This window comes from Polaromonas hydrogenivorans (genome assembly GCF_040105105.1).
Classification (GTDB): Bacteria; Pseudomonadota; Gammaproteobacteria; order Burkholderiales; family Burkholderiaceae_C; genus Polaromonas; species Polaromonas hydrogenivorans.
Genome location: NZ_CP157675.1, coordinates 2294975 through 2311670, shown reverse-complemented (window position 1 = coordinate 2311670; position 16696 = coordinate 2294975). Strand labels below are relative to the sequence as shown.

The following is a 16696-nucleotide window of genomic DNA, read 5'->3' as shown; positions in this document are numbered from 1 at the left end:
AAGCTACTTCCTGAAATACAAGAAAACACTCGAAAGAATCAAAATGGCTATCGTAGAAGTTAAAGTTCCCCAGTTGTCTGAATCCGTGGCCGAAGCCACCATGCTGCAATGGAAAAAGAAGGTTGGCGACGCAATTGCAATTGACGAAATCCTGATTGAAATCGAAACCGACAAGGTTGTCCTGGAAGTCCCCGCACCCTCAGCCGGTGTGCTGATTGAGTTGGTTGTGGCTGATGGCGGCACGGTGGTGTCGGATCAGGTGATTGCAAGAATCGATACCGAAGGCAAGGCCGGTGCAACGGCGCCTGCCGCTGCTGCGCCAGCTACGGCAACAGCGTCGGTGGCCGCACCGGCTCCAGTTGCAACGGGCGGCTCCATGGCGGGCGTTCCCATGCCTTCCGCTGCCAAGCTGATGGCGGACAACAGCCTGGCTGCAGGCAGTGTTCCCGGAACCGGCAAGGATGGACGTGTCACCAAGGGTGATGTTCTGGGTGCTACGGCTGCCGGTGCTACTAAATCAGTAGCTGCTAGCACAATCCCGACGGGCGCACCGACCACTTCCTTGCCTAAAGTGGCATCGCCGGTGAAAGCGGTTGACCTGGGTGAGCGTCCCGAGCAGCGCGTTCCCATGAGCCGCCTGCGCGCTCGCATTGCCGAGCGTCTCTTGCAGTCGCAATCGACCAATGCCATTTTGACGACCTTCAACGAAGTCAACATGGCCCCGGTGATGGATATGCGCAAGAAGTTCCAGGATGCCTTCAGCAAGGAGCATGGCGTCAAGATCGGTTTCATGAGCTTTTTCGTCAAAGCCGCGGTGCACGCGCTCAAGAAGTTCCCGATGATCAACGCATCGGTGGACGGCAACGACATCGTCTATCACGGCTACTTCGACATTGGCATTGCCGTCGGTTCGCCGCGCGGCCTGGTCGTGCCGATCCTGCGCAATGCGGATCAGATGAGTTTTGCCGATATCGAAAAGAAAATTGCTGAATTTGGCCAGAAGGCCAAGGATGGCAAGCTGGGCATCGAAGAGATGACTGGCGGCACGTTCTCGATTTCCAATGGCGGAACCTTCGGTTCGATGCTTTCAACACCCATCATCAACCCGCCACAGTCCGCGATTCTGGGCGTGCATGCGACCAAAGACCGTGCAGTTGTCGAAAATGGCCAGATCGTGATTCGTCCGATGAACTACCTCGCCATGAGCTATGACCACCGCATCATCGACGGCCGTGAGGCTGTGCTGGGTCTGGTTGCCATGAAAGAGGCGCTGGAAGATCCAGCCCGCCTGCTGTTCGATATTTAAACCCTGTTGGGGCAAAAGAGGGCAGCAGCCATGTGGCTGTTCGCCCCCGCCTCCTATTTACTGGAAAAGAACATGTCCAAACAATTTGACGTGATCGTCATCGGCGGCGGTCCCGGCGGCTATATTGCGGCTATTCGTGCCGCCCAGTTGGGTTTTAATGTTGCCTGTATTGACGAATGGAAGAATGCCAAAGGCGGTCCTGCCCTTGGCGGAACTTGCACCAACATTGGCTGCATTCCCTCCAAAGCCCTGTTGCAATCCTCGGAATATTACGAGCATGCGGGCCACCACTTTGCCGATCATGGTATTGAGGTCAAAGGCTTGGGACTTGATGTCGCGAAGATGGTCGGCCGCAAGGATACGGTCGTCAAGCAAAACAACGACGGCATCATTTACCTGTTCAAAAAGAACAAAGTGGCTTTTTTCCATGGCCGTGGCTCGTTTGCTGCTGCCAAGGATGGTGCCTACGACATCAAGGTCGCAGGCGCTGCTGAGGAAACCATCTCTGGCAAGCACATCATTGTGGCTACCGGCTCGAATGCCAGGGCTTTGCCCGGCACGCCTTTCGATGAAGTCAATATTTTGTCCAATGACGGTGCTCTGCGCATCGGTGCTGTTCCCCAAAAGCTGGGTGTCATCGGCTCGGGCGTGATTGGCCTGGAAATGGGTTCGGTCTGGCGGCGCCTGGGTGCCGAGGTGACGATTCTCGAAGGACTGCCCACCTTTTTGGGTGCGGTTGATCAGCAGATCGCCAAAGAGGCGCACAAGGCATTCACCAAACAAGGCTTGAAAATCGAACTGGGCGTCCAGGTCGGCGAGATCAAGAATGGCAAGACGGGCGTGTCAATCGCTTATGCCAATGCCAAGGGTGAAGCGCAGACGCTGGAAGTTGACAAGCTCATCATTTCCATCGGCCGCACAGCCAACACCATCGGACTGAACCCGGAAGCCGTGGGCTTGAGTTTGGACGAGCGTGGCGCGATTGTGGTCGATGGCGACTGCAAAACCAACTTGCCCAATGTGTGGGCAGTGGGTGACGTGGTGCGTGGCCCGATGCTGGCGCACAAGGCAGAAGAAGAAGGTGTCGCAGTGGCTGAGCGCATCGCCGGCCAGCATGGCCATGTCAACTTCAACACCATTCCCTGGGTCATTTACACCAGCCCCGAAATTGCATGGGTGGGCCAGACCGAAGAACAGCTGAAAGCTGAAGGGCGTGCTTACAAGGCCGGCACCTTCCCCTTCATGGCCAACGGCCGGGCGCGGGCGCTGGGCGACACGACCGGCATGGTCAAAATGCTGGCAGATGCCGCAAGCGATGAAATCCTCGGTGTCCATATCGTCGGACCCATGGCCAGCGAGTTGATTTCTGAGTGCGTTGTGGCGATGGAATTTCGCGCCAGCAGCGAAGACATCGCCCGGATTTGCCATGCCCATCCATCGCTCAGCGAGGCCACCAAGGAAGCCGCTCTGGCGGTGGACAAGCGGACGCTGAACTTCTGATTTTCAGATTTCAGATTCAGTGGTAAATCCTGTACGCTCAGCCTACGAGGCTGAACTTGCTGCACGGGGCTACGCAAGTGACCCGGCGCAGTTGCGTGCGATTGACGCGCTGGAGCGCTGCGCCACGGAATGGGCCGCGTACAAAGGCCAGCGGTCGAATGCCTTCAAAAAGCTGATCAACCGGCCCCCCATTCCCCGTGGCGTGTATATGCACGGTGGGGTGGGGCGGGGGAAAAGCTTTTTAATGGACTGCTTTTTCAATGCCGTGCCGCTCAAACGGAAAGTCCGGCTGCACTTTCATGAATTCATGCGTGAAGTGCATCGGGAATTGCTGGACCTGCAGGGCACGGCCAATCCACTCGATGAGTTGGGCAAGCGTATTGCCAAGCGCTTCCGGCTGATCTGCTTTGACGAGTTTCATGTGGCGGACATTACCGATGCCATGATTCTTCATCGCATGCTGGTCGCCTTGTTTGACAACGGCGTTGGATTTGTCACTACATCCAACTTTCATCCTGACCAGCTTTATCCCAACGGCCTTCATCGCGACCGTATCCTTCCCGCTATTGAGTTGCTGAAGACGCATATGCAGGTCATCAATGTTGACAACGGAACGGACTACCGCAGGCGCACCCTGGAGCAAGCCAGGCTTTACCATTCACCGCTAGGCCCGCAGGCAGATGCGGAAATGACGGAAACTTTCGACCGCCTGGCTGCATCACACGATGAAAATCCAGTGCTGCAAATTGAATCCAGGCAAATCCAGGCCAGACGCAAAGCGGGCGGTGTGGTGTGGTTTGACTTTAAAGCCTTGTGCGGGGGGCCGCGCTCCCAAAATGATTATCTGGAAATTGCAACCCAGTTTCATACGCTGCTGCTCAGCGATGTTCCTTATATGCCTGTCCGGATGGCTTCCGAAGCAAGGCGTTTTACATGGCTGGTGGATGTTTTGTATGATCGGCGGGTCAAACTGATCATGTCTGCTGCAGTGCCGCCGGAAGCGTTGTACACCGAAGGCCCTTTGGTGCATGAGTTTCCACGTACGGTCTCGCGACTCAACGAAATGCAGTCCATGGAGTTCCTGGCTCTGGAGCACAGAACGGTGGATACCACCCTGACATGAAACCCTTCGCTTTCACATTTTTGTTGCTCTGGTCATGCGGTTTTGCCGGTGCGCAAACCAGTGCCTTGAATGGACAGGTTGGCAACATTGACGCACAGCGTGCCGCAATCTCTGCCGAGCGCAGCAGGCTGGAGGTTGGTTTCTTGACAGAAGATGCTGCTTGCTACAAAAAATTTGCTGTCAATAGTTGCCTGGAAAAAGTCAATATTCGGCGACGTGAGGCCATGGCGGACTTGAGGCGCCAAGAGATTTTGCTCAACGATGAGGAGCGAAAAATAAAGGGTGCTCAGCAGATTCGTAAAACCGAAGAAAAGTCATCACCTGAAAAGCTGCAGGAGGAGGCCGACCGTCGTACCAAAGCAGCTGAAGACTATCAGAGCCGTCTGGAGCGTGAAAAGGGCAAACAGCAGGAGCGAGGCGTCGCCGCCTCCAATGAAGCGGCTGCCCGTGAGGCTAATACTGCAAAGCTTCAGGCTCACCAGAAAAAAATTCAGGCGCGCAGCGAACAGCAGGCTGGCACTGTTGAAAAAGCAAAAGAGTTTGATGCACGCAAGGCAGAAGCTCAGGAACGCCGAGCCCAACACGAAGCCGATCAGCTAAAGCGCGTCAAGCCTCCGGCAAAGCCTTTGCCCTTGCCTCAGTAACGACGAGTTTTAGTCCAGCGATTCAAGCTTGACAATGACGAGCGACAGATTGTCCCCAACCCCTCGCGCACGCTTGCAGGCTTTCTGGATGAGGAATTCAGTCGCTTCACGCGGTGACAGCATTGACAGGGCAGACCCCATTTCACTGGCACTGAAGTAATGCCACACGCCATCGCTGCAGGCCATCAACACGTCGTTGGGTTGCAATTTCGGGATGTAGTGCTGTGCAATGGGAGGCGCTTCTTCTGCGCCTAGGCATCCCATGAGAATATTTGACTGAGGATGGCTATTGGCTTCGTCCTCACTGATCTCGCCCTTGTCAACCAGCGTTTGGACATAGGAATGATCCACCGTTCTGTAAACCAGTTTGCTGCCTTGATAATGGTAAATCCGCGAGTCACCGGTATGCACCCAGTAGCATTCACCGCTAGGGTTGATCAAGAATGCCGCCAATGTGCTGTGGGGTTCCTGTTCAGAAGAAATAGCCGTCAGTTTGATGACGATATGGGCTTCTTCGACAATTTGCTTGAGCATGGAAGGCGCGTCGTCAGTATCGGGTGCATAGCGATCAAAAAGTTGCTTGGCCGTCAGCATGACCTGATCAGAGGCCTTGCGTCCACCGCTACGGCCACCCATGCCATCCGCAACAATACCGAGAATACATCCTGGAATGCGGTGGTGGCTTAACAGGTTGACCTGGTCTTGCTGATAGTCACGGTCGCCTTTGTGGATACCTGTAGAAGCTGTGATTCGGTAACTTTTGGTCATTGTGGGTCTGTCAAGCTTCGCAAGCGCAATTTACGGGAGTAACCAACGTATTATCACGGCAGCCTATACGGAAAAATCTTTTGATCTTAAATCATCATTCCTCGCAGCGTCTGCTGATAGAGCTCAAAATCGAACATGCAGACCTCAATGCCCTCGTTGACAAGGCTGTAGATGCGCCGAACATCGACGAGTTGCTGCTCAAGCGGTTAAAAAAACGCCGCCTCCAGCTTCGGGACCGGATATCACGTCTCGAATCGTCCTTGACCCCTCCTGAGCCTGCCTGATGAATCTTGCGTTTGAAGTTGACGAGGCTTTTTCTCCCGGAGGTATTCTTTCGCGGGCTACGGAACACTTTGTTCCACGCAGCGGCCAGAAAGAGATGGCACTGGCGGTGACACATGCCATTGAAGGCGGGCGTTCTCTGGTCGTGGAAGCCAGTACTGGCGTGGGTAAAACCTTTTCCTATCTGGTTCCCGCCCTGTTGAGCGGCGAGCGCATCCTGCTGTCTACCGCAACCAAGGCATTGCAGGACCAGCTTTTCGGTCGCGATTTGCCTCGCTTGGTTGAAGCGCTTGAGTTGCCGGTGCGAATGGCCCTGCTCAAAGGCCGTGGCAGTTATCTATGTCTGCATCGCATGGAAATGGCACGACAGGAAACTTGTCTGCCAGAAGGCGTGTCAGTACGTTCACTGGCAAGAGTTGAGCAATGGTCGCAAGTGACGCGAACAGGTGATCTTGCCGAACTTCCTGGCCTTGATGAGCGTTCTCCCATGATTTCCATGGTGACCTCGACAAGAGACAATTGCCTGGGCTCGCAATGTCTGCGGTTTCGAGCTTGCCACGTCAACCTGGCCCGCCGAGAGGCGATGGCCGCCGATGTGGTTGTAATAAACCATCATCTTTTTTTTGCCGATCTGGCCGTTCGCCAATCCGGCGTGGCCGAGTTGCTGCCTTCGGTGCGGATTGCCATTTTTGATGAAGCACATCAATTGAACGAAACCGGCGTGCAGTTTCTGGGCAACAACCTGACGACCGGCCAGTTGTTGGATTTTTCTCGTGACATGCTGACAGCCGGTCTGCAACTGGCCCGTGGATTGGTTGACTGGCAGGAAATCGTTGGTGTCACGGAAAGAGCGGCGCGTGAATTGCGTCTTTGCGCTGGCAGACACTATCCTGGAACCAAGCTGCGCTGGACTGGCAAGGTTCCAGAAGGCCTGCCTGCCAATGATTGGCAACACGCCATGGGGGCTGTCCATGCATCTTGTTTGCAGGCTTGCGCAGCGCTTGACACGGTCAGCGAAATTGCGCCTGATTTTGTTCGACTTCATGAGCGCGCTGCTCAACTGGCAGAGCGAGTGGAGACCTTCGTCAATGTCTGCGAACCCGGCTGTGTACGTTGGGTTGACGTGGGGATGCAGTTGCGTCTGGTTGAGTCGCCGCTGGATATTTCAGGGGCGGTAAAAAGCAAAATGCTGGGTGCTTCAGGTGAGGGCGAAAAAACCTGGATTTTCACGTCTGCCACGCTGGGCGATGATGAAAAACTCAGCTGGTTTACCCAGCCCTGTGGTCTTGAAGAGGCTGATGTGCTGCGGGTTGGAAGTCCTTTTGACTATGAACGCCAGGCGGCTCTGTATGTGCCGCCCAGCTTTCCCAAACCGGGCGACCCGCTCCATAGCACAAAGGTAGCCGAATGCGCGGCGGTCTGGTCGCGTCAGCTGGGTGGACGGACCATGGTACTGACAACCACCTTGCGTGCTTTGCGGGCGATTGGCGAAGCACTGCAGGCGGCTTTTGATCAGTCAGGAGACTTGCTGGTTTTGGTGCAGGGTGGCATGCCCAAACGCGCCCTGATTGAACGTTTCCGCGAAGGGGATTCGCTGGGTGGAAAAGGCTGCGTTCTGGTTGCATCGGCATCGTTTTGGGAGGGTATTGACGTTCCGGGCGATGCGCTGCAACTGGTGATTATTGACAAGCTGCCCTTTCCTCCACCCAACGATCCTCTGGCTGAAGCCAGGGCAAAGCTGCTGGAATCGCAAGGACGCAGTCCCTTTACCAATTACTTCCTGCCAGAAGCCGCGGTAGCACTTAGACAGGGTGCTGGCCGTCTGATCCGCAGGGAAACCGATCAAGGCGTTCTGGTGGTTTGTGACAGCCGCCTGGTTTCCATGGGTTATGGACGGCGGCTGCTCAAGGCATTGCCGCCCATGCAAAGACTCGAATCGGAGCAGGCCTTGATGGCCAGGCTGGGTAGTCTTACCAGAACTTGTACCACGGATTGTCCGCACTCCTGAAGCCTTTGCTCATGTACTGGCTTTGCGGATAGCTCTTGTTCATGATGCGGCGCATGTCATCACGCAACTCGGTCATGCCGAGGGCATCATAAGATTTGTAGAGAATGAAGGTGGCTTCTTCAAGTGCTGGAACGTCACGATAGTCGGCAATGGCACTTTGCGCACGGTTGATGGCCGCCACGTAAGCCCCGCGCGAATAGTAATAGCGGGCGACATGAACTTCGGACTGTGCCAGTGAATTGACAATGTAGTTCATGCGCAAGCGCGAATCAGGCGTATAGCGCGAATCAGGAAACCGCGCCACCAGTTCCTTGAATGATTCAAAGGATTCTTTCGCCGCATTCTGGTCACGCTCGGACAGGTCTTGACGCGAGATGAACCCAAAAACTCCCAGGTTGTCATTGAAATTCACCAGCCCTTTCAGGTAAAGGGCATAGTCCATGGCCGGGCTGGCCGGGTGAAGTTTCATGAACCTGTTCAGCGTCGCAAGCGCCTGGGCCTGTTCGCCCCCTTTATACTGGGCATACGCCTTGTCGAGTTGCGCTTGCTGCGCCAGAGGCGTTCCGGCTGCGCGGCCTTCGAGCTTTTCGTAAAGAGGAATCGCCTTGTCATAGGCGCCGGAGCCCGCTTCATCCTTGGCTTCGGCGTAAATTTTGTTCGGACTCCATGTTGCAGTCTTGTCGGGCGCCGGAGTGCTTGAGCAGCCGGACACAACAACGACCAATGCGCAAACGGCGGCTACAAGCGGCGATGCTTTCGGAACAACCGATAATTTGGTGGAAAACATAGCAATCGACCTTCTTGATGACTGATTCAGAATTGAGCAAATTTATTATATCGGGCCGTGTTGATGCCAATTCGCTGGCAGACGATTCGCAGGATGAGGCGGAAACCACTGCGGAAGTGGAATTGCGGCATGTCAGCGTTCTCGTTGAAAGCCATGGCTGTCGCCTCGACAAGGCCCTGGCTGGTCTGGTGCCCGAGTTCTCACGCAGTTACCTTCAGCAATTGATCGAGGCGGGGGGCGTGCTGGTCAAGGGCCTTAAAGCCATCAAGACGTCTGCAAAGGTCAAGGCTGGCGATGAACTGACCATCGAGTTGCGGCCCACGCCTCAAAGCCAGGCCTTCAAACCTGAAGCGATGGTACTGGACATTGTTTATGAAGACAGCCACCTGATGGTCATCAACAAGCCCGCAGGGCTGGTGGTGCATCCAGCGCCCGGCAACTGGAGCGGCACGCTGCTCAACGGCTTGCTGGCGCATGACCCGCAGGCGTCTTTCATGCCGCGTGCCGGCATCGTGCATCGCCTTGACAAGGACACCAGCGGCCTGATGGTCGTGGCGCGCCAGCGACAGACGATGGATCAGCTTGTCAGCATGATTGCGGCCCGTACCGTCAGCCGCGAATACATCGCATTGGCTCATGGTACGTGGGAGGGCGCCAAAACCCGCCAGGTCGAAGCGCCGATTGGCCGGGATCCCCGCAACAGGCTGCGCATGGCGGTGGTTGACCTGGAGAAAAATTCAGGCAAAGCTGCTTCTACGGTAATTTCGCTGCTCGACAATGCCGAAAAGCATTGCCTGGTCAAATGCAAGCTGCACACAGGTCGCACCCACCAGATTCGGGTTCATATGGCATTTCTGGGTCACCCGCTGGTCTCGGACGAGGTCTATGGCGGTGCCGTTGCGGGCAGCTTGCAGCGCCAGGCACTGCATGCCTGCCGTCTGGCGTTCGCGCATCCGGTGACGGGTGGCTCGATGGAATTCAAGTCGCTGCCGCCGCCTGATTTGGAGATGGCTATTGCCGGTTTTGGCCTGAGATACAATCAGGCCCTGTAGTTTTCTGCTACCTGCAACATGGCGCCCCTGATCAGGGAAGATCCAGTATGGATACAACGCGCTGACAATAGCGCTTTTCCCGCCTTTTTCGGAACGACCAATCATGAATACGACGGATGCGAAGCGCATCCTCGAAACAGCCCTTATTTGTGCGCAGCAACCGCTTGCCTTGCGTGATTTAAGTGTTTTGTTTAACGGGGGTCTCGCTGCCGATAGTCTCAAACTGGTGCTTGCAGATTTGCAGAATGATTGGTCAGAACGTGGCGTGGAACTGGTGCATGTGGCAAGTGGCTGGCGCTTTCAAAGCCGGCCAGAGATGCGTGAGTACCTGGACCGGCTCCAGCCTGAAAAACCACCTCGCTACAGTAGGGCTACTCTTGAAACTCTGGCCATCATTGCGTACCGTCAACCCGTGACGCGGGGCGACATGGAAGATATTCGCGGGGTCACGATCAACAGCCTGCTTTTGAAGCAACTGGAAGATCGTGGCTGGATTGAAGTGATCGGTCACCGTGAAACCGTTGGCCGGCCGGCGCTTTATGCAACGACGCGCCAGTTTCTTGATGACCTGGGTGTCGAGTCCCTGGCCGGGCTGCCGGCAATGGGCAGTACACCGGCACAGCTTGCAAAACTTGAACAGTTTGAACTTGGCATGCTTGAAGTGCCTGGCAGTGCATATGCCGCGATAGAGCCGGAGTTGCACGCTCCAATAATTTTCGGGGACTTGGCGTCGGATGCCGGCAAGAGTTCTCCATCTGACCCGCAGTAATCCGTACGCCAGCTATCCACACGAACGAATGTAAAAGCATGAAACCACAAGACAACCCTGCCAGCGAAGCCCAGCCAATGCCAGAATATGAATCAAATAAGGCTATACCGCACGACCCACCTGCGCACTCAGCTCCTGATTTGATAGCAAATGGTGAAAATGGCAAGGTTTCCCCATCGCAGGCCACTGCACGGCGGCCTGGCTCGAAACAGGTTCCCGCCACCATTCGCTTTGAAGATGTGATCACGGGGCAGTTCGATGCCGACGAAGACGATGTGGCGCTTGATTTGCCCAAGCGCGTGCTGTCGCCACAGCCGGAAACCCCCAAGCTTCACAAAGTGCTGGCTCAGGCCGGACTGGGCTCGCGGCTTGAAATGGAGCAACTGATTCTCGAAGGACGAATTTCCGTCAATGCCGAGCCCGCCCACATCGGTCAGCGCATCCAGTTTGGCGATACCGTCAAGGTCAATGGCAAGCCCATCCGCGTCCAGATCGATCCGCCGCCGCCCCGCGTGATTGCCTACCACAAGCCCGCCGGCGAAGTGGTCACGCACGACGATCCGCAAAATCGCCCGACCGTGTTCCGGCGCCTGCCCAAGCTCTTTCAGGGCAAGTGGCAGTCAGTCGGGCGGCTGGATTTGAATACCGAAGGCCTATTGCTCTTGACAAGTTCCGGTGAGTTGGCCAACAAGCTGATGCACCCGCGCTTCGGACTGGAACGCGAATATGCCGTGCGGGTGCTTGGTGCGCTGAACAATGAAGAGAAAAAACGCTTGCTTGACGGCGTGACCCTCGACGATGGCGTGGCGCAGTTCGGCTCGATTGAAGCCGGTGGCGGCGAAGGCGCCAACTGCTGGTACCGGGTCACAATTTCAGAAGGACGCAACCGCGAGGTGCGTCGCATGTTTGAAGCGGTGGGCCATGCCGTGAGTCGCCTCATCCGTATTCGCTACGGCGCCATGGTGCTGCCGCGCGGCCTCAAGCGCGGTGCATTTGTCGAACTCGACGAGAACGACATTCATGCGCTGACCAGCGCGGTAAGCCGCTCTGAATCACGGCCTGATCCGCGAGGCGAAGCTGCAAGTCCGGGCCAGCCCGAGGGGGAGGGGGGTGTTCAACAGCGACGTGGCCCCCGCAGGAACGAGCGTCCCCGCAGTGGCGCTGGACGGCCACGCAATCCTGACGCAGTGCAAAGTGGTGTCCAGCAGCCGGTGGATGATTCGCAGCCGCAGATGAACCGAACAGATTCAGCCCCGCGAGGCAACCGGCGTAATGCCGGTGGCGGGGCCGGCCCGAGGGGCCGCAGTCAAGGGGGCAATTCTGGCCCGGGTGCGCGTTTTGGACAAGCCGGTGCTGGCGGCCCGCAAGGCCAAAAGCGACGCGATGACCGTAACCCACGCAGCGATAAATCGGCTGGCGGCTCCCAGCCCGACCCCATGAAAACCTCATTTGGTTATATCGGTGCCGATACCTTCACTCGGCAGCGGCAGGACCAGGGCCAGCGTCGTGGGGGCGGTGGCGGCAATGCGGGCGGTTTTGGCGGGACCAGTGGTGGCCCGCGCCGCAATGGTGGCAATACAGGTGGAAACCGTGGTGGCGGCAATCGAGGCGGAAATCGCTAAGGACTCTCTTAAGTACTCCATTTCGCAGGGTTGCTCTCGAAGGGGGTAAGCCGGCGGGTTAAAATCATAGGCTTTATTCAGCCCTTGAATAATTTAAAAAATCCAATAACTCTCGTCCCAAGGAAAATTCATGGCCATCGAACGCACACTCTCCATCATCAAACCTGACGCAGTCGCCAAAAACGTGATTGGTCAAATCTACGCACGTTTTGAAGCTGCGGGCCTGAAGGTCGTCGCCGCCAAGATGACCCACCTGTCGCAAGGCGAGGCGGAAGCTTTTTATGCTGTGCACAAAGAGCGTCCTTTCTTCAAGGATCTGGTCTCGTTCATGATTTCCGGCCCGGTGATGATCCAGGCGCTGGAAGGCGAAGGCGCTGTGCTGAAAAACCGTGACCTGATGGGTGCGACCGACCCGAAGAAGGCCGATGCCGGCACCATTCGCGCCGACTTCGCCGACAGCATCGATGCCAATGCCGTTCATGGCTCCGACGCCGTCGAAACCGCCAAGGAAGAAATCGCTTTCTTCTTCGCGGGCATGAACGTTTACTCGCGTTAATGAGGCCCGTCCCCATGCTTTGCCACCCCTTGTCCGGGTCGTCGCTTGTGTGGGGCGATTCAACGTATCGCGCGTTGCGATGACAACCAACCTTCTCGACTTCGATCTGGAAGGCTTGGCTGCCTTTTGCGAACAGCTTGGCCAGAAGCGCTTTCGCGCGACCCAGTTGTTTCGCTGGATTCACCAGAAAGGCGCTTCCGATTTTGAACAGATGACCGATCTGGCAAAGTCGCTCCGCGAAAAGCTGGCCGTCTCGGCCCACATCCAGGGACTCAATGTCGTATCCCGCCACGAGTCGGCTGATGGCACCATCAAATGGCTGTTTGATGTCGGCGCGGGCGACGTCATCGAAACGGTTTTTATCCCCGAAACCGACCGCGGAACACTCTGCATTTCATCCCAGGCTGGTTGCGCCGTGGGCTGCCGGTTTTGCTCGACGGGCCACCAGGGCTTCAGCCGCAATCTGACCACTGGCGAAATCATTTCCCAGTTATGGTTTGCCGAGCATTTTCTGCGCAAGCATCTGGGCCGGAACGAGCGCGTCATTTCCAATGTGGTCATGATGGGCATGGGTGAGCCGCTGCAAAATTATTCTCAACTGCTACCTGCGCTCAAGGTCATGCTCGATGACCACGGCTATGGCTTGTCGCGGCGCCGGGTCACGGTATCCACATCCGGCGTCGTGCCAATGATCGACAGGCTGGCCAAGGACTGTCCGGTAGCGCTTGCCGTCTCGCTGCATGCACCCCAGGATGCGTTGCGCAGCAATCTGGTTCCGCTGAATAAAAAATACCCGATTGCCGAACTATTGGAAGCCTGCACCCGGTATCAGTCAGCAGCGCCCCGCGACTTCATCACCTTTGAATACTGCATGCTCGATGGCGTTAACGACCAGCCCGAGCATGCGCGCCAACTGGTGGCGCTAATGAAGACCCATGCCGCTAACGGCTTGTCGTGCAAATTCAATTTGATTCCCTTTAACCCCTTTCCTGCTTCCGGACTGCTGCGTTCAGACATGCCGCAGGTCATGGCGTTTGCCAAAATCCTGATGGACGCAGGCATCATCACCACCGTGCGTAAAACCCGGGGCGATGACATTGATGCGGCTTGCGGCCAGTTGGCTGGTGATGTGCAGGATCGCACCAGTGTGGACCAGCGCATGGCTGCGCAGCGCCAGGGCATGCTGGGCGGCATCAAGGTGGTGGTTGTTAACGGGGATGCGGCATGAGAAGTGTTTCGCGTCTGTTCTGGATGTCCGCCTGCTGGGGGGCTGTGCTGCTTGCAGGCTGCGCGAATCAGCAAGGCACGACTGAAGGTTTGGGCAACAGGACTGACCTGATCACCGATTCTGATGAAACCGATCAGCGCCGCCGCGCACGGTTACGGGTTGAACTGGCCACCGGCTATTTTGAACAGGGTCAGACCAAAGTTGCCCTGGATGAAATCAAGCAGTCGCTGGCCACCGACCCGAATTTTGTCGATGCCTATAACCTGCGCGGGCTGGTCTATATGCGGCTCAACGACATTCCGCTGGCAGAGGACAGCTTTCGCCGTGCGCTGGCCCTCAATTCGCGCGATGCCGGCGTGGCCCACAACTACGGCTGGATGCTGTGTCAGCAGTCCCGCTATGCCGAGTCGTTCAAGCTGTTTGCCCAGGCCGCTGCCAATCCGACCTACACCGGAAAAGCTAAAACCCTGATGGCTCTGGGTGTGTGCCAGGTGAATGCGGGACAACTGAGCGAGGCTGAACAAAGCCTGATGCATTCCTACGAGCTTGATGCAGGCAATCCTGTGACGGGCTACAACCTGTCCAAGCTGCTGTATGCGCGCGGTGATTTGACGCGTGCCCAGTTTTATATTCGCCGCCTGAACAACAGCGAACTGGCCAATGCCCAGACGCTCTGGCTGGGTATCAAAACCGAGCGAAAACTCAACAATCAGGAAGCCGTGGTGCAATTGGCCAGTCAGTTGAAAAAACGCTTTGAACAGTCTCCCGAGGCTGCCGCTTATGAGAAGGGCTCATTCAATGAGTAAGGATGAAGCCGTGCAGCATGCGCAACCTGGCGCGGCAGTGATTAATTTGGGTGCTCAATTGAACGCGGGCGCGGCGGGTCAGCAGGATACTGCAGGTGCGTTGCTTCGTGAGGCCAGGCAATCCCAGGGCCTGGACATTGCCACGCTGGCGGCGTTGCTGAAGGTTCCGCTCCATAAATTGCAGGCGCTTGAGCAGGATCGACTTGACCTGTTGCCTGACCCTGTATTTGCGCGTGCGCTGGCTTCCAGCATGTGCCGCATCCTCAAGCTTGATCCAGCACCTGTACTGCATCGGCTTCCCGCCATTAGCGCTTTCAAGGTGACTTCCCAAAACAGGGGCATCAATGCGCCATTCCGTGCCCGCAGCGGCAGGCATGCTGCGCCTCTATGGGCCCATATTTCACGGCCAGCTGTTCTGGTCGGCCTTGCCTTGCTGCTCGGGGCGCTGGTCCTGATCTTTCTGCCCTCCATCCAGCAGGAAATTGCAAGACACCGGCAAGGGGGGCAGGATGCGGCCAACCCAACCCAGCTTGTTGAGCCAGCTTCCGTCACAACAACCGTGACAACCCCGGTATCCGCAGGCAGTGAATCGTCCGGAATGACTCCAAATCCGTCCTTGGGCAGCATGGTTCCTGCCGATGTAGCAACTCCAGCAACTCCGCCGAATACACTTTCATCTGCAGGCGCTGTAGATGTCAATCCCGATGCTGCGATCACTTTCAGTGCAAAAGGCGCATCCAGGATAAAAGTGACTGACGCCAAAGGCGTGGTGGTCATGGACCGTGCGTTTCGAACTGGCGAGTCTGCCGGCGTATCGGGAGCGCCGCCGCTGGTTGTGGTGGTGAGCCGTGCTAATCTAATGCAGGTTCAGGTGCGTGGCCAGGCTTTTGATCTGGCCAGCGTCACCAAGAACAATGTTGCCCGTTTCGAGGTGAAATAGTGCAAACCTGTCTTCCCATTGAGTCCGCTTTTCCCAAAGCGCATCATTCGCTGCAGTCCCGTGTTGTCTGGGGTTCGCGTGTGGTTACCGTGGGTGGCGATGCGCCGGTGCGTGTCCAGTCCATGACCAATACCGACACCGTGGATGCGATTGGCACGGCCATTCAGGTCAAGGAGCTTGCCTTGGCCGGATCAGAAATGGTCCGCATCACGGTGAATACGCCCGAGGCCGCAGCAGCCGTTCCCTATGTGCGTGAGCAACTCGATCGCATGGGAATTGATGTACCGCTGATTGGCGACTTTCACTACAACGGCCACCGCCTGCTGACCGATTACCCTGCCTGCGCCCAGGCGCTGTCCAAGTACCGCATCAACCCCGGCAACGTGGGCAAGGGAAACAAGCGCGATACGCAGTTCGGCCAGATGATTGAAGCGGCCCTGCGCTGGAACAAGGTCGTTCGCATCGGCGTGAACTGGGGCAGCCTCGACCAGGAACTGCTTGCCAGCCTGATGGACGAAAACAGTGCGCGTAGCGCGCCCTGGGACGCTCGGCAGGTCATGTATGAAGCACTGATTACCTCCGCCATTGATTCTGCCCAGCGCGCCGAAGACATGGGAATGCGCCGTGACCAGATCATCCTGTCCTGCAAGGTCAGCGGCGTCCAGGATCTGATTTCCGTGTACCGCGAACTGGCGAAACGCACCGATCACGTGCTTCACTTGGGCCTGACCGAGGCGGGCATGGGCACCAAGGGCACGGTGGCATCGGCCACGGCGCTCTCGATTTTGCTTCAGGAAGGTATCGGAGACACCATTCGTGTCTCCTTGACGCCCCAGCCGGGCGAGGCCCGCACACAGGAAGTGGTCATCGCTTCCGAAATCCTGCAGGCCCTGGGCTTGCGGACATTTGTACCCAGCGTGACGGCATGCCCCGGCTGCGGCCGCACCACCAGCACTACGTTCCAGGAACTGGCCAAGCAGATTGACGATTTCCTGCGCGCGCAGATGCCGGTCTGGCGCGAACAGTATCCGGGCGTCGAGGGCCTCAGGGTCGCCGTGATGGGCTGTATCGTCAATGGTCCGGGTGAAAGCAAGCATGCCGACATCGGCATCAGCCTGCCCGGCTCAGGCGAAGCGCCAGCGGCGCCGGTATTTATTGATGGCGAAAAAAGACTGACCCTGCGCGGCGACAACATCGCGCAGGAGTTCCAGGTCATCGTTGAAAACTACATAGAAAACCGCTTTGGCGCGCACGCCGTCGCCCAAGCCTCCTGAACTACATGCCTGAAAAAATGACTGCCGACCG

General features: G+C 56.9%; 16 protein-coding genes. 14 read left to right on the top strand and 2 right to left on the bottom strand.

Going from position 1 to position 16696, the window contains the following annotated elements; genetic code table 11:
- Positions 1–43: 43 nt before the first annotated feature.
- The 4 genes from odhB (at position 44) to ABLV49_RS11080 (ending at position 4573) form a co-directional block, all read left to right on the top strand.
- Complete coding sequence (gene odhB / locus ABLV49_RS11095) at positions 44–1306, top strand: 2-oxoglutarate dehydrogenase complex dihydrolipoyllysine-residue succinyltransferase (protein WP_349276471.1); 1263 nt, start codon at positions 44–46, stop codon at positions 1304–1306.
- A gap of 72 nt (positions 1307–1378) precedes the next feature.
- Positions 1379–2806, top strand: a complete 1428-nt coding sequence (gene lpdA / locus ABLV49_RS11090; RefSeq protein WP_349276470.1) for a dihydrolipoyl dehydrogenase — start codon at positions 1379–1381, stop codon at positions 2804–2806.
- Positions 2807–2825: 19 nt separating this feature from the next.
- On the top strand, positions 2826–3929 hold the full coding sequence (gene zapE / locus ABLV49_RS11085) for a cell division protein ZapE (RefSeq protein WP_349276469.1): 1104 nt from the start codon (positions 2826–2828) through the stop codon (positions 3927–3929).
- Complete coding sequence (locus ABLV49_RS11080; protein WP_349276468.1) at positions 3926–4573, top strand: hypothetical protein; 648 nt, start codon at positions 3926–3928, stop codon at positions 4571–4573. The genes zapE and ABLV49_RS11080 overlap by 4 nt, the downstream gene beginning before the upstream one ends.
- Positions 4574–4582: 9 nt before the next feature.
- Here ABLV49_RS11080 and ABLV49_RS11075 read toward each other — a convergent pair whose 3' ends face one another.
- Positions 4583–5341, bottom strand: a complete 759-nt coding sequence (locus ABLV49_RS11075) for a PP2C family protein-serine/threonine phosphatase (protein ID WP_349276467.1) — start codon at positions 5339–5341, stop codon at positions 4583–4585.
- A gap of 80 nt (positions 5342–5421) precedes the next feature.
- Here ABLV49_RS11075 and ABLV49_RS11070 point away from each other — a divergent pair, with 80 nt between their 5' ends.
- Both ABLV49_RS11070 and ABLV49_RS11065 read left to right on the top strand, forming a co-directional pair.
- Positions 5422–5625: a DUF465 domain-containing protein gene (locus tag ABLV49_RS11070; RefSeq protein WP_349276466.1), complete on the top strand. Its 204-nt coding sequence runs from the start codon at positions 5422–5424 to the stop codon at positions 5623–5625.
- Entirely contained in the window at positions 5625–7631 is a 2007-nt protein-coding gene (locus tag ABLV49_RS11065) for an ATP-dependent DNA helicase (protein ID WP_349276465.1), read from the top strand. Before ABLV49_RS11070 ends, ABLV49_RS11065 begins: the two co-directional genes overlap by 1 nt.
- On the opposite strand, the gene ABLV49_RS11060 is transcribed toward ABLV49_RS11065, so the two are convergent.
- Positions 7594–8418, bottom strand: coding sequence for an outer membrane protein assembly factor BamD (locus ABLV49_RS11060; RefSeq protein ID WP_349276464.1), 825 nt, complete (start codon positions 8416–8418; stop codon positions 7594–7596). The two genes, ABLV49_RS11065 and ABLV49_RS11060, sit on opposite strands and share 38 nt — an antisense overlap.
- Before the next feature lie 17 nt (positions 8419–8435).
- Here ABLV49_RS11060 and ABLV49_RS11055 point away from each other — a divergent pair, with 17 nt between their 5' ends.
- From ABLV49_RS11055 to ispG, 8 genes are all read left to right on the top strand, one after another.
- Positions 8436–9470: an RluA family pseudouridine synthase gene (locus tag ABLV49_RS11055; RefSeq protein WP_349276463.1), complete on the top strand. Its 1035-nt coding sequence runs from the start codon at positions 8436–8438 to the stop codon at positions 9468–9470.
- Between the two features lie 103 nt (positions 9471–9573).
- The gene (gene scpB, locus ABLV49_RS11050; RefSeq protein ID WP_349276462.1) at positions 9574–10239 is read left to right on the top strand and encodes an SMC-Scp complex subunit ScpB; all 666 of its coding nucleotides are present in this window, start codon (positions 9574–9576) and stop codon (positions 10237–10239) included.
- A 38-nt stretch (positions 10240–10277) separates the two neighbouring features.
- On the top strand, positions 10278–11861 hold the full coding sequence (locus ABLV49_RS11045; protein ID WP_349276461.1) for a pseudouridine synthase: 1584 nt from the start codon (positions 10278–10280) through the stop codon (positions 11859–11861).
- A gap of 130 nt (positions 11862–11991) precedes the next feature.
- Complete coding sequence (gene ndk / locus ABLV49_RS11040; protein ID WP_349276460.1) at positions 11992–12417, top strand: nucleoside-diphosphate kinase; 426 nt, start codon at positions 11992–11994, stop codon at positions 12415–12417.
- Positions 12418–12496: 79 nt separating this feature from the next.
- On the top strand, positions 12497–13645 hold the full coding sequence (gene rlmN / locus ABLV49_RS11035; protein ID WP_349276459.1) for a 23S rRNA (adenine(2503)-C(2))-methyltransferase RlmN: 1149 nt from the start codon (positions 12497–12499) through the stop codon (positions 13643–13645).
- Positions 13642–14451, top strand: a complete 810-nt coding sequence (gene pilW, locus ABLV49_RS11030) for a type IV pilus biogenesis/stability protein PilW (protein ID WP_349276458.1) — start codon at positions 13642–13644, stop codon at positions 14449–14451. Before rlmN ends, pilW begins: the two co-directional genes overlap by 4 nt.
- Complete coding sequence (locus ABLV49_RS11025) at positions 14444–15391, top strand: helix-turn-helix domain-containing protein (RefSeq protein WP_349276457.1); 948 nt, start codon at positions 14444–14446, stop codon at positions 15389–15391. Before pilW ends, ABLV49_RS11025 begins: the two co-directional genes overlap by 8 nt.
- Positions 15391–16665 (top strand): flavodoxin-dependent (E)-4-hydroxy-3-methylbut-2-enyl-diphosphate synthase, encoded by a 1275-nt coding sequence (gene ispG / locus ABLV49_RS11020; protein ID WP_349276456.1) that lies wholly within the window; start codon positions 15391–15393, stop codon positions 16663–16665. Before ABLV49_RS11025 ends, ispG begins: the two co-directional genes overlap by 1 nt.
- Positions 16666–16696 lie beyond the last annotated feature (31 nt).